This window comes from Brevundimonas sp. EU05-FHT14B07 (assembly GCF_058790795.1).
Map to the genome: position 1 here is coordinate 124,159 of NZ_JBYTCZ010000004.1, position 12,391 is coordinate 136,549.

Sequence of the window (12,391 nt, forward strand, 5' to 3'; positions counted from 1 at the left end):
ATGACGAAAGGTTCATGTTCTCCCCCGCGCGACCCGGAAAAGGTTGCATCGCCGCACCCCCGGTCTTATGCGCGCGTCAACTCCCCGACTGACCGCCCCTTGCTGAAAGAGCCGCCATGTCCGCCCCCGCCGACAAGCCCGTCAAGAAAGTCGTCCTCGCCTATTCGGGCGGGCTGGACACCTCGATCATCCTGAAGTGGCTCCAGACCGAATATAACGCCGAGGTGGTGACCTTCACCGCCGACCTGGGCCAGGGCGAAGAGTTGGGCCCGGCGCGCGAGAAGGCGCTGAAGCTGGGCATCAAGCCCGAGAACATCTTCATCGACGACCTGCGCGAAGAGTTCGTGCGCGACTTCGTCTTCCCCATGTTCCGCGCCAACGCCCAATATGAGGGCGACTATCTGCTGGGCACCTCCATCGCCCGCCCCCTGATCTCCAAGCGCCAGATCGAGATCGCGCGTCAGGTCGGCGCCGACGCCGTCTGTCACGGCGCGACCGGCAAGGGCAACGATCAGGTCCGGTTCGAGCTGGGCTACTATGCGCTGGAGCCCGACATCCGCGTCATCGCGCCGTGGCGCGAGTGGGAGTTCCGCAGTCGCGAGGCCCTGCTGGACTTCGCCGAGAAGAACCAGATCCCCATCGCCAAGGACAAGCGCGGCGAGGCGCCCTTCAGCGTCGACGCCAACCTTCTGCACTCCTCGTCCGAGGGCAAGGTGCTGGAAGACCCGGCGGTCGAGGCCCCCGAGTTCGTCCACCAGCGCACGATCAGCCCAGAAGACGCGCCGGACGTGGCGACGGTCATCGAGATCGGCTTCGAGAAGGGCGACGCCGTCTCGATCAATGGCGAGGCCATGTCGCCCGCCACGATCCTGACCGCTTTGAACCAGTATGGCCACGACAATGGGATCGGTCGTCTGGACCTGGTCGAGAACCGTTTCGTCGGCATGAAGTCGCGCGGCGTCTATGAGACCCCCGGCGGGACCATCCTGATCGCGGCGCACCGCGGTATCGAAAGCATCACCCTGGACGGCGGCTCCATGCACCTGAAGGACCAGCTGATGCCGAAGTACGCCGAGCTGATCTACAACGGCTTCTGGTTCTCGCCCGAGCGCGAGATGCTTCAGGCGGCCATCGACAAGAGCCAGGAAAACGTCTCCGGCACGGTCAAGGTCAAGCTGTACAAGGGCAATGTCTCGGTCATCGGCCGTGAAAGCCCCAACAGCCTGTACGATCAGGACCTGGTGACCTTCGAAGAAGGCGTCCAGGCCTATGACCACAAGGACGCGGCCGGCTTCATCAAGCTGAACGCCCTTCGCCTGCGCGTCCTGGCCAAGCGCGACGCACGCAAGAGCTAGGGCGTCTTGTCCAACCGGGCGATCCTGAGGATCGCCCGGTTGCGGTCGTCCGTGACCCAGATCGATCCGTCGGCGGCGACGGCCAGCACGACCGGCGCGCCGCGCGGCTGACGGCCTGCGACCGTGTCCCAGCCCGGCGTCAGAACCTTGCCGCGCAGGCTGGGCGCGCCGGCGGGATAGGACAGGGCGCCGCGCGGATAGATGGCGTAGCGGCCGCCGATATCGGTCAGGGGGCGACCCTCGCCGTCCGTCTCGGCCGCCACGATCCGGCCGCCCGCGCGACGATAGCCGTGCCAGCTCATCAGCAGCCGGCCGCGCAGTTCGGGGAACATCGCCCCGTCGTAATAGATCAGGTCCAGCGGCGCGGCATGGGGCGGCAGCAGGGCGACCGGGCGGTTGCGCTGGCCGCATCGCGCCTGGCCCGCGCTCCAGCCGGGCAGGGGCGTCGCCAGATCGACGCAATAGGGCCAGCCGTAATGGCCGCCCTGACGCAGGACATTGATCTCGTCATAGGGATGGTCGGGCGTGGTCAGATCGACCGAGTTCTCACCTTGCAGGATTGTGCCCGACGGGTGCCTTGCCAGGGCGATGGAGTTCCGCAGGCCCGAAGCGAAGACGGTGCTGTCCTCGGCCCAGCGGCCATTTCCCATATAGGCGTGGCGCCGCACCTGGGCTGTCGTCGCGCTGTCGATGCAGGCCCCCGCCGCATTGGCGCGCGCTCTGCCCCGCGCATCCACACAGCGGTCGCTGGGCGCGCCGACATTGACCAGTAGGCCGCCGTTGGCGTCGAAGACGAAGCTGGACAGGGGGTGGCGATTGGCGTGTAGCCGATTGTCGGGCAGGTCGCCGATCACGGTGTGCACCGTCGCCGCCGGATCGGCCGCGTCGGGGTCCAGCGTCAGGATACGGTTCATCTCGGACACATAGATGCGCCCGTCCGGCCCGCGCGCCGCCGTGTGCGGCATGTTCAACCCCTGGGCCAGTCGTCTCCAGCGCGGCGCACCGTCGGCGCCGAACGACAGCCGCCAGATCGCGCCATTGCCCGGATACCAGTTGCCGAGATCCGTCACCAACCAGTCACCATTGGTTAGCGCCAGCAGGCCGCGCGGCATTCGCGGTCCCTCAGCCCCCGCGCCCTGCCAGACCAGTCCCAGGCAATAGCCGGGCGCCATGCGCACGGTGGTCATTGGGCGGCCGCCGCAGTCGCCATCGGTGGCATAGGCGCCTTGCGCGGCCCTCGCGCTGACAGGCGCGGTGACGAACAGGGACAGCAGGGCCAGAAGGCGGACGGTCTTCATGACGCCAGAAGTCCCGACAGACGGCCCGAGATCAAGTGCGGTGTCAGATCAGACCCTGCTCGCGCGCCGCCGCCGTCAGGCCGTCGCGAAACTCCGGCGCGGCCAAGGCGATCAGGGCGCAGGCGCGCTCGCTGGACGATTTGCCCTTCAGATTGGCCCAGCCGTGTTCTGTGGCGACGATGTGGGTGTCGTTGCGCGGGGTGGTGACCGGCCCGTCCAGACGGGCGACGATGCGTGAGGCCGTGCCTTTCGCCGCCGTGGAATGACAGGCGATGATCGACTTGCCGCCCTCCGACCCATAGGCGCCGCGCACGAAGTCCAGCTGTCCCCCGGCGGCCGTGAACTGGCGCCCGTTCAGAAACTCCGAGCAGCAGGCGCCGGCCAGGTCGATTTGGAGCGTGGCGTTGACCGAGAACATCTTCGCATTGCGCGCGATCACGGCCGGGTCGTTCACATAGGAGACCGGATGAGCCTCCATGCCGCGATTGCCGTCCAGGAATTCATAGGTGTTGAGGTCGCCCATCGAGAAGGCGAAGACGCCCACGCCCGGATGCAGGGTCTTGCGGGCATGGTTGGCCACGCCGGCCTGCATCAGCTCGACCAGGCCGGGCGTCAGCATCTCGGTGTGAACGCCCAGGTCGCGGTGGTCCATCAGGGCGTCGCAGACGGCGTTGGGCAGGGCGCCGATCCCCATCTGAAGCGTCGCGCCGTCCTCGACCAGGCCGGCGATGATGCGGCCGATGGCCAGGTCCGCCGGTTGAGGCTCGGCGCGCGGCACGACCAGCAGGGGCGCGGCATGTTCGACGATGCCGGCGACCTTGGACACATGGACGGTGCAGTCGCCGAACACGCGCGGCATGTGCGGATTAACCTCGACGATCACGGTCTTCGCCGTCTGCGACACCGGCTTGGCGTAGTCGGTGTTGGTGCCGAACGAGAAGAAGCCGTCCGCATCCATCGGCGAGACGGTGCAGATCAGCGCATCCACCTTGACCTCGTCGCACAGAAGGCGGGGCGACTGCTGAAAGCCCGTGGGGATGAACTGCACGGGGTTGGGGCGACCCTCCTCGTGTGCGCGCTGCTCAAGCCGGCGTTCGATGGCGCTGTGGAACAGGCTCCAAGGGCGGATCCGGTCCATCAGTTCATAGCGCAGCACCGTCTCCCCGGCGATGGCGGTCGAGAGCAGATAATAGAGGTTCACATCCTCCACCTCGCCGCGCGCGGCCCGTTCGGCCAGGGCCCTGAGCAGGGCGGGCGGCTGGGACACGCCAAGACCCATGGCGACCTTGGCGCCCGAGACGATCAGGGCGGCGGCCTGGTCGGGGGTCTTCAGGCGTTCGGCGTAGAGGGCGGCGTGATCCATGGCGTGCATCTCCGACATGTCTTCAGACTAGCCTGCCGCGAGGCGGATGGCGGGCCTAGACTTTGGTCGGGTCGGGGGCGGCTTCGATCGGGGAGGCTTCGTCCTGCAGCGCCGCACGGTGGCGCTTCTGCCAGCGCGCCACCCCATAGGCGACCAGCCACAGGGCCATGGCCCAGGCCGCGCCGACCGCCCAGCCGGCGAAGACGTCGGTGGCCCAGTGGGCGCCCAGATAGATGCGCGTCAGCCCGACCAGCAGGGCCAGCAGAATGCCGACGCCCAGCACGAAGACCTTGAACCGCTCGCGCGGGAAGGCGCGGGTCAGCATGACGGCGACGCTGAGATAGAAGACGGTGGACAAGAGGGCGTGGCCGGAGGGGAAGCTGGCGTTGATCGTCTCCACCGCCTGCATGGCCGCAGGGGGCCGGGCGCGTTCGAACACCGCCTTCAGGCCCTCCGAAAGCGCGACGCCGCCGGCCAGGCCAATGACCAGCAGCAGGGACGACAGCCATTTCCGCTGGCTCAGCAGGAAGACGACCACGATCAGGGCGAACAGACCCAGCACAGAGATGCCGCCCAGCGAGGTGATGTCCGCCGCCGCCTCCTTCAGCCACCACGGCCCCCACGGCCGGCCGGGATCGTTGGCATAGGGCCGCATCAGCGCCAGGACATGAAGATCGAAGGCTTGGCCCTCGCCCTCAGTCATCTCATCGGCAAGCCCGGCGAAGGTCAGAACGCCGCCGGCGACGACCAGCAGGGCCAGAAGCGCGGCGATTTCCGTGCGGGCGACCGTCAGGGCGCGTATCAAAAAGGCGCGTAAGTCAGAAAGCGTCATGCGCGAGCCAACGGCCAAGCTGAGCAGTCGTTCCGATCACGCGTTCGTGATCATGCCGTCGCGGGCTCGTAAAACGGACGTGCTGGCTTGCACGCGGGCTTTTCCCCAGACGGCTGGGACTTGTCCGACCGATTCGCCCACAATGGTCGGCGTCAACCCGTTGACGGGTCATTAGGCATATGCGCCCTATATGTGGGCTCGGGGAGCGCAGAGGCCACAAGATGATGTGGTCGCGGCGCGGGCGGCTCAAACGATTTTTTGTTCAGGACGCAGATGACCATGGCTGGCGGCGAGGCATTGAAGACGACGGAATTCCAAGGCGTTGCGGCGACGCCGACGCCGGAGCGCCCCCACCTGACCGTGGTCAAATCGGTCCAGGTTGACCGCTCGCGCGACAATCTGCTGACCGACTTCGGCAAGAAGACGCTGGAAGATCGCTATCTGCTGCCGGGCGAAAGCTATCAGGACATGTTCGCGCGGGTCTCGACCGCCTTCTCGGACGACGCCGAACACGCCCAGCGCCTGTATGACTATATGAGCCGCCTGTGGTTCATGCCGGCGACCCCGGTCCTGTCGAATGGCGGCGCGGATCGCGGCCTGCCGATCTCCTGCTTCCTGAACGCGGTGGGCGACAGCCTGGACGGCATCCAGAACGTCTGGAACGAGAACGTGGCCCTGGCCTCCAACGGCGGCGGCATCGGCACCTATTGGGGCGGCGTCCGCTCCATCGGCGAAAAGGTGAAGGGCGCGGGCAAAACGTCGGGCATCATCCCCTTCATCCGCGTGATGGACAGCCTGACGCTGGCGATCAGCCAGGGTTCGCTGCGCCGCGGTTCGGCCGCCGTCTATCTGGACATCCACCACCCGGAAATCGAAGAGTTCCTGGAGATCCGCAAACCGTCGGGCGACTTCAATCGCAAGTCCCTGAACCTGCACCACGGCATCAACGTCACCGACGAGTTCATGGAGGCGGTCAAGGTCGGCGGAACCTTCGATCTGAAGTCCCCCAAGGACGGCGCGGTCATGAAGACCGTCGACGCCCGTTCGCTGTGGACCAAGCTGCTCGACATCCGCATGCAGACCGGCGAGCCCTATCTGATCTTTTCGGACACGGTGAACCGCCAGATGGCGCCGCACCAGCGTGACCTGGGCCTGAAGGTCAAGCAGTCGAACCTGTGCGCCGAGATCATGCTGCACACCGGCCGCGACCATCTGGGCGTGGACCGGACCGCCGTCTGCTGCCTGTCGTCGGTGAACGCCGAGACCTTCCTGGAATGGCGCGAGGAGCCGCGCTTCGTCGAGGATCTGATGCGGTTCCTGGACAATGTGCTGGAGGACTTCATCCGCCGCGCCCCGCCTGCCATGGCCGCCGCCGTCTATTCGGCCAAGCGCGAGCGTTCGGTGGGGCTGGGCCTGATGGGCTTCCACTCCTTCCTGCAGGGGCAGGGCGTGGCCTTCGAAAGCGCCATGGCCAAGTCGTGGAACATGCGCCTGTTCAAGCATCTGCGCCGCGAGGCCGACAAGGCCAGCCGCCTGCTGGCTGAAGAGAAGGGCCCGTGCCTGGACGCCGAGGAGCGCGGCGTGATGGAGCGGTTCAGCCACAAGCTGGCCATCGCCCCGACCGCCTCGATCTCGATCATCTGCGGCGGCACCTCCGCCGGAATTGAGCCGATCCCGGCCAACATCTACACCCACAAGACCCTGTCGGGCTCGTTCGCGGTCAAGAATCCTTATCTGGAGCGCCTGCTCGACGAAAAAGGCATCAACACCGAGGCGGTGTGGAGCTCCATCCTGGAGAACGAAGGTTCGGTCCAGCACCTCGACGCCCTGAACGAGGATGAGAAGGGCGTGTTCAAGACCGCCTTCGAACTGGACCAGCGCTGGGTGATCGAACTGGCCGCCGACCGCGCGCCGGAAATCTGCCAGGCCCAGTCGCTGAACCTGTTCATCCCCGGCGACGTGAACAAATGGGACCTGCACATGCTGCACTGGTCCGCCTGGGAGCGCGGCGTGAAGTCGCTGTACTATCTACGCTCCAAGTCGGTGCAGCGCGCCGCCTTCGCGGGCGCCGAGGACAAGGCCGAAGAGGTGATCGATCCCAATCAGCCGGATCTCTTCTCCCTGCCCAAGACCGACTACGACGAGTGCCTGGCCTGCCAATAAGGCCATCTGCACCAAACGACCCGAAGGGCTCCGCGACAGCGGGGCCCTTTTTCGTTTGGGAACCCCTGCTTGGCGTCCTCGTTCAAAAGCGACGAAACCATGACCAAAAGCCGTTGGACTCTTGCGCCTGAGGGTTGCAGTGTGTGTCCAGCGGATCGGTGGGGAGACCGGATGCGATTAAAGGCCTGTATTGTCGGCTTTGGGGGCGTGTTGGCGATGGCCGGCGCGAGCGCCGCCTGCGCACAGACTTGGGCCCCCAACGCCTTCGACGCCTCGCCCGATGTCGAGGCGCGCCTGACTGAACAGACCAGTTTCCGCGTAGCACCTAACGCCCGGTTCGGCGCCCAGATCGAAATCCCGACCGCCTTCCGTCCCGATGACCGATCCGGCCTGTCCGCCAGCACGCGCAACGACGTCTGGATCGATCGCACCGACTTCACCGACCGGGTGACGCTGGAGACGGCCGGCCGTCTGCGCCGCGCCGACGGCTCTCCCTTGCCGGTCACGCCCGTCGATCGGGCCGAACTGGACCCCGACGCCTATGATCTGCGCTATGTGCGCGGTTTCCGCGGCGCGCGCGGCCACACCGCCTCGGGCCTGGAAGTCAGCCTGACGCCCCACGCGGGCCTGGGCGTCGGCAGCGAAGGCCGTTCGGCCGAGGCTGGCGTCACGCTGAAGATCGGCGAGGGGCTGGATCGTCTGGCCCCCAACGGCCGCGAGCGTTTCGGAGAGCGGCCGCGCTGGTATCTGTACGCCGCGGGATCGGGCCGGGCCGTCGGCTACAACTTCGCCCGCACCCGCGACGGCGACTACGCGCGCTCCGGCTATACCCAGGACAAGGGCAGCTTCCTGGGCGACGCCTCGATCGGCGTGGCCTATCGCAAGGGCGACATGCAGACGTCTTTCGGCGTCGTCTATCGCGAGATCGACGCCGGCAAGGGTCTGCGCGGCATGAACGGCCTGGACACCGACGTCAGCGAAGGGCTGCTGGCCTTTCAGCTGTCGATCCGTCCCGGCCGCTGAGCCTTTAACGAATCTCCGAGAGCGCCACGCCCTCGCGACGCGGGTCTGCGCCTCCGTCCCAGCGCCCGTCGCGCCAGATCGCGCCATGCAGGCCCGAGGTCTCGGTGGCGTTGGGCCTCAGGGCCATGCCCGCCGCCGCCAGGGCGTCGCGGATATCCGGCGCGATCATGTCGGTGTCGGCCCCGACCATCTCGCCCCGCACCACCAGATTGGGCAGGGCGATCGCCTGCTGCATCGACAGGCCCCAGTCCATCGTGCCGACCAGGGCCTTTGCGACATAGGCCAGGATGCTGGACCCGCCTGGCGAGCCGATTGCGCCGACCAGTCGCCCCTGACGATCCAGGATCAGCACCGGCGTCATCGACGAGCGCGGCCGCTTGCCCGCCGCCACGGCATTGGCGGCCGGATGTCCGTCCTCCTGCGGCGTGAAGGAGAAATCCGTCAGCTGGTTGTTCAGGAAGAAGCCGTCGACCATCCGGCCATTGCCGAAGATGCTCTCGACCGTCGTGGTCATGCTGACCGCATTGCCCCAGGCGTCCACCACGACCATGTGCGAGGTGCCGCCCGGCTCGGCGGTCTGGTCGACCCCGCGCGGCGGCGATCCCGTCGGGGCGCCGGCCTCGACCGGCCCGTTCACCTGCGGGGCCAGGGCCGCGCGCGACGCGACATAATCGGGATCCAGCAGACCGGCGATCGGCACCCCGACGAAGTCGTTGTCGCCGATATAGCGGTCCCGGTCGGCATACATCAGCCGCTGCAACCGCCCGAACGCGACCCAGGCTTCAGGGCTCTTGGCCCCCTTGTCCAGATCGGGCGTCGCCTCGGCCATGGCCAGGAACTGCAGCAACGCCACCCCGCTGGACGGCGGCGGCGGCACGCAGATCACATAGGCCTGATAGGGCCGGCAAAGGGCGTCGCGGCGAAGTGGTCGATAGCCGGCGATGTCCGCCTCGGTCAGACCGCCGGGACGCGGTCCTTCGCGAACCGCCGCCGCGATGTCGCGCCCGATCGGCCCGCCATAGACGACGCCCGGCCCCTGCTGCGCCAGTCGCGCGACGGTGTCGGCGTAGGCGGGGTTCTTCAGCGTATTGCCCACCTGATACCGCGTGCCGTCCGGCTTGGTGAAATAGGCGCTGGCCCAACGCGTCCGCGCCTGGGGATAGCGTCCATTGATCATGCCGGCCAGACGCGGGCTGACGGTGAACCCGTCGCGCGCCAGCCGTTCGGCGTCCCCGAACAGATCGCGCCAGGCCAACTTTCCATGATCCTTCTGCGCCATCGCCAGCATGGCCACCGCCCCCGGCGCCCCGGTCGAGCGGCCCGACAGCACTGCGTCGATGAAGGGCAGGGGTTTGCCGTCCTCATAGAACAGTTCGGGCGTCGCTGAGGCCGGCGCCGTCTCGCGCCCGTCATAGGCCGTGACGGTCCCGGTCTCGGCGTCATAGCTCATCAGAAAGGCTCCGCCCCCGAGGCCCGACGACTGCGGCTCCACCAGACCCAGAACCGCCTGGATCGCCACCGCCGCATCCACGGCCGATCCGCCGCGCCGGAGCACGGTCATCCCCGCCTCGACCGCCAGCGGATTCGCCGCCGCCACGAACGGCCCCCGAGCGGGCGATGCAGCAGGTGGTGGGGCCGACACGGCCGCCGACGACGCTGTCGTCGGCGAGTGCGCGCCGTGGATGTCTGTCGCGGTCTGGCATCCCGCCATCAGGACGGGAACCAGCACAGCGGCGATCTGGCGACGGAATGAACGCATGGAAGATCCGAAAGCAGGGGAGCGTCAGACAGGCCTAAGCCGTCGCAGCCGCCACGCCAACAGCTTCAGACGCAGAAACTGCATTCCCCCGCTTGCGTCCGCCCGATCCACCGGCTAAAGACCCGCCCTCGCCGCAAGGCAGCCGCACCCGTAGCTCAGCTGGATAGAGCATCAGACTACGAATCTGAGGGTCGGGCGTTCGAATCGCTCCGGGTGCGCCATTTACTTTCAATGACTTACCGACGTTAGGCCATGAGCGCGCTCATGGTCGTTACAGTCTCGTTACAGTCGTTGTTACAGCGAAAAAAATGTCGTTCCGAATCAAACTTAGCTCTTCCGCTGAGCCACTTTTTTGGGCAGGCGCACTTGCGTGAATTCAACGTGCACTATCTATTGAGGGACTAGACGACGATTCTTAGTTTTTCGCCCAAAACTGATTCTCGCTGTCAACCCTTTTTTGTAGACTTTTTGGAACAATCCCCGTAGGGTTGGGTTGCCCTAAGAGTTCGCTCTGGTGGAATTGGTAGCCATTATGGCTACACGGATTGGAACGGTGATCGCGTGACGAGATCAAATGATCTGTCGAATGGACATGATGGAACGGGAAGGAGGCTCTCTATGAATACGCAAGTTGACCGTGCAGTGGCTTTGCTATTTCCCGAAGCCGGCCGTCGGGCGATTGACGTAAAGTTTTTGTTTGGGGCTGGCGCAACCGCTGATGCTCTTGCCGAGCAGACAATCGTATGTCTGGCGGCGTTGGACGATGACTCCAGCACAATCGCACATATTGACCAAGGCTTGACGGTTTAAGCCACAATTGGTTAGCTGGCACTCTTTAACTAAGAGTGCCAGCCTTTGCTCTACCCCGCGTTTTTCAAGTGTTTGTCCGAAAAGCCGCGTGGGCCGCGTATCGAGCTGGACGCTCTGCGCGATATCGTTGACACGCGGCACACTGGTGTCGGCACTGTCCGGTTTAAGTTCTTCGACGATTTCCCAGGCGCACAGCTCGGCACATTTATCTGGCTGGACGAAGAGCGGACCTCAGCTCACGAAGAGCCCTACAATGACGCGGTGATATTCATCAACTCGCGGTTCCGTGACGATCGGGCAATGCGACGCCTCGTTGGCGCTAAGGAGCTGATGCATGTCTTCGACACGCCAGAGCAGAAGACCGACGACGCAGCGAAATATCGCCATCTCCTAAAAGAGATCGAATCGACGCCAGTCCACGAAGATATGTCGCAGCAGTATGCGGCAGATCGTGGTGCGTTGTGGAAGGCCGTCATAGCGCTGGTACCGCCTTGGATCCGGGATGAGTTCAAAGGCGATTGGGACGCAGGCTCAATCAAAGCGCCAGAAATCGCAGCAAGGCTTTGGTTGCCTGAGGTAACTGTATCGGCTGCTATGGGTGACTACTATGACGTCATGTATGAACGTTTGCTCGGCAAAGCTCGCTTTTAGCCAGCTATTTCTGACCTGACAGGCTTGGCCGCTCTGTTTCGGATCGAAACTACCCGGTCGATTTTGTCTTGTGCTGCATCAGCCAGCTTCCGTCGCTCCGCTTGGCGGCGGTAGATCTTCGCCGCACGATCAGTCGCATGCTCCAGCTGGGACATGATCTCGGCATCGGATGCGCCGGCGAGCGCCAGCTCGACACCCCGGGCATGGCGTAATCCATGAATGGTCAGGTTGGGGCGAACCCGGTTCGTCTCGGCAAGCTTTTCAATCAGACGGTCGATGGCCTGGTTCAGCTGGCGCGGCTTCCAGGCTCCTCCACGCTGATTGTAGGCGACCGTGAGGGCGACGTTCGGCGTTGAGGTGAGGATGGCCGTCAGGCGCGGGTCCTCCGGCTTGTCCGCCAACACCTTCCGCTTTTCCGTCACCCAATACAGCCGCTGGTGCTGGCGGCCGCGATCGTCGAAGCCAATCGTGCGAGCATTCAGCGGCAGGCCGCAGATCGTGCCGCGCCGGAATCCGCCGTAGCGTCCAAGGGCGATGGCGCGGGCCAGGCCAGGCATTTTGCGCGCGATCGCCAGATCGATCACGGCGTCCACCTCGTGATCCTCCCAGGTCGGGTGCGCCTCCTCAGTGTCGTGCGGCCGCCGAACCTTCTTCAAGCGAGCGAACGGATCGGCGGGCACCCGGCCATCGTCGATGGCCGGCTCCAGCGCATTCTTCATCACCTGAAGACGATCGTTCGCCGCCTTATATCCACGGATCGCCCACACATCGCGCATGTCGCGCATCCACGCCCCGTCGACTTCCTTGAGCAGCGTGTCGCCGGCGTCGTCGGTCATCTCGTCGATGAGGCGCTGATACTCCTTCTGCGTTGACCGCGCGAGGGCGAGGAACTCCGCCGACCTATTGTATTGCTTCAGCATGGCGCCGACGGTGCCGGCGCGGGGTATCGTCGCCTGGGTCGCGCGATCGATGCGCTGCAGGATGGCATCCACCTCAGCTTGAAGCGCCTCGGTCCCATCGGGCGAGAGCAGGGGGCCTTCGCGGAAGTCGCCCTTGCGGAAGTAGAGGTCTACCCGGCCGCTTGCCCGCTTGATGCGCTGGACGTGTTTGATTTTCTCCACGGTGATCGTCCTTTGC

The 12,391-nt window shown here is 65.6% G+C and carries 9 protein-coding genes and 1 tRNA gene; 5 read left to right on the top strand and 5 right to left on the bottom strand.

The features are described 5' to 3' along the window. Positions 1–116: 116 nt before the first annotated feature. The gene (locus tag AC3WRC_RS11005; RefSeq protein WP_066625161.1) at positions 117–1,355 is read left to right on the top strand and encodes an argininosuccinate synthase; all 1,239 of its coding nucleotides are present in this window, start codon (positions 117–119) and stop codon (positions 1,353–1,355) included. On the opposite strand, the gene AC3WRC_RS11010 is transcribed toward AC3WRC_RS11005, so the two are convergent. The 3 genes from AC3WRC_RS11010 to AC3WRC_RS11020 are packed head-to-tail and all read right to left on the bottom strand — an operon-like array spanning position 1,352 to position 4,848. Next, positions 1,352–2,653: a PQQ-dependent sugar dehydrogenase gene (locus AC3WRC_RS11010; protein WP_492303866.1), complete on the bottom strand. Its 1,302-nt coding sequence runs from the start codon at positions 2,651–2,653 to the stop codon at positions 1,352–1,354. The genes AC3WRC_RS11005 and AC3WRC_RS11010 overlap by 4 nt on opposite strands. A gap of 43 nt (positions 2,654–2,696) precedes the next feature. After that, positions 2,697–4,034 carry an acetyl-CoA hydrolase/transferase family protein gene (locus AC3WRC_RS11015; protein WP_492303867.1) on the bottom strand — a complete coding sequence of 446 codons (1,338 nt, stop codon included), beginning with the start codon at positions 4,032–4,034 and terminating at the stop codon, positions 2,697–2,699. Positions 4,035–4,071: 37 nt separating this feature from the next. Continuing rightward, positions 4,072–4,848, bottom strand: coding sequence for a phosphatase PAP2 family protein (locus AC3WRC_RS11020; RefSeq protein ID WP_492303868.1), 777 nt, complete (start codon positions 4,846–4,848; stop codon positions 4,072–4,074). A gap of 273 nt (positions 4,849–5,121) precedes the next feature. On the opposite strand from AC3WRC_RS11020, the gene AC3WRC_RS11025 reads away from it, so the two are divergent. Together AC3WRC_RS11025 and AC3WRC_RS11030 are read left to right on the top strand one after the other, a co-directional pair. After that, positions 5,122–7,011: a ribonucleoside-diphosphate reductase subunit alpha gene (locus AC3WRC_RS11025; protein ID WP_492303869.1), complete on the top strand. Its 1,890-nt coding sequence runs from the start codon at positions 5,122–5,124 to the stop codon at positions 7,009–7,011. A gap of 171 nt (positions 7,012–7,182) precedes the next feature. After that, a complete protein-coding gene (locus AC3WRC_RS11030; protein WP_492303870.1) occupies positions 7,183–8,034 on the top strand; it encodes a lipid A-modifier LpxR family protein in 852 nt (283 codons plus the stop codon). Between the two features lie 4 nt (positions 8,035–8,038). Here AC3WRC_RS11030 and AC3WRC_RS11035 read toward each other — a convergent pair whose 3' ends face one another. Further along, entirely contained in the window at positions 8,039–9,793 is a 1,755-nt protein-coding gene (locus AC3WRC_RS11035; RefSeq protein WP_492303871.1) for a gamma-glutamyltransferase family protein, read from the bottom strand. A 144-nt stretch (positions 9,794–9,937) separates the two neighbouring features. Between AC3WRC_RS11035 and AC3WRC_RS11040 the strand changes: the two genes are divergently transcribed. Together AC3WRC_RS11040 and AC3WRC_RS11045 are read left to right on the top strand one after the other, a co-directional pair. After that, positions 9,938–10,014: transfer RNA gene (locus tag AC3WRC_RS11040), tRNA-Arg, on the top strand. 634 nt (positions 10,015–10,648) lie between these two features. Continuing rightward, positions 10,649–11,254: a hypothetical protein gene (locus AC3WRC_RS11045; RefSeq protein ID WP_492303872.1), complete on the top strand. Its 606-nt coding sequence runs from the start codon at positions 10,649–10,651 to the stop codon at positions 11,252–11,254. Here the strand turns inward: AC3WRC_RS11045 and AC3WRC_RS11050 are convergent. Further along, a complete protein-coding gene (locus AC3WRC_RS11050) occupies positions 11,251–12,375 on the bottom strand; it encodes a tyrosine-type recombinase/integrase (protein ID WP_492303873.1) in 1,125 nt (374 codons plus the stop codon). The two genes, AC3WRC_RS11045 and AC3WRC_RS11050, sit on opposite strands and share 4 nt — an antisense overlap. Positions 12,376–12,391: the final 16 nt, after the last annotated feature.

Excerpts from the sequence above, each read along its gene's own strand:
- AC3WRC_RS11015 (WP_492303867.1), bottom strand. The coding sequence starts at position 4,034 with ATGTCGGAGATGCACGCCATGGATCACGCCGCCCTCTACGCCGAACGC.
- AC3WRC_RS11005 (WP_066625161.1), top strand. The coding sequence starts at position 117 with ATGTCCGCCCCCGCCGACAAGCCCGTCAAGAAAGTCGTCCTCGCCTAT.
- AC3WRC_RS11020 (WP_492303868.1), bottom strand. The coding sequence starts at position 4,848 with ATGACGCTTTCTGACTTACGCGCCTTTTTGATACGCGCCCTGACGGTC.
- AC3WRC_RS11030 (WP_492303870.1), top strand. The coding sequence starts at position 7,183 with ATGCGATTAAAGGCCTGTATTGTCGGCTTTGGGGGCGTGTTGGCGATG.
- AC3WRC_RS11010 (WP_492303866.1), bottom strand. The coding sequence starts at position 2,653 with ATGAAGACCGTCCGCCTTCTGGCCCTGCTGTCCCTGTTCGTCACCGCG.
- AC3WRC_RS11025 (WP_492303869.1), top strand. The coding sequence starts at position 5,122 with ATGACCATGGCTGGCGGCGAGGCATTGAAGACGACGGAATTCCAAGGC.
- AC3WRC_RS11035 (WP_492303871.1), bottom strand. The coding sequence starts at position 9,793 with ATGCGTTCATTCCGTCGCCAGATCGCCGCTGTGCTGGTTCCCGTCCTG.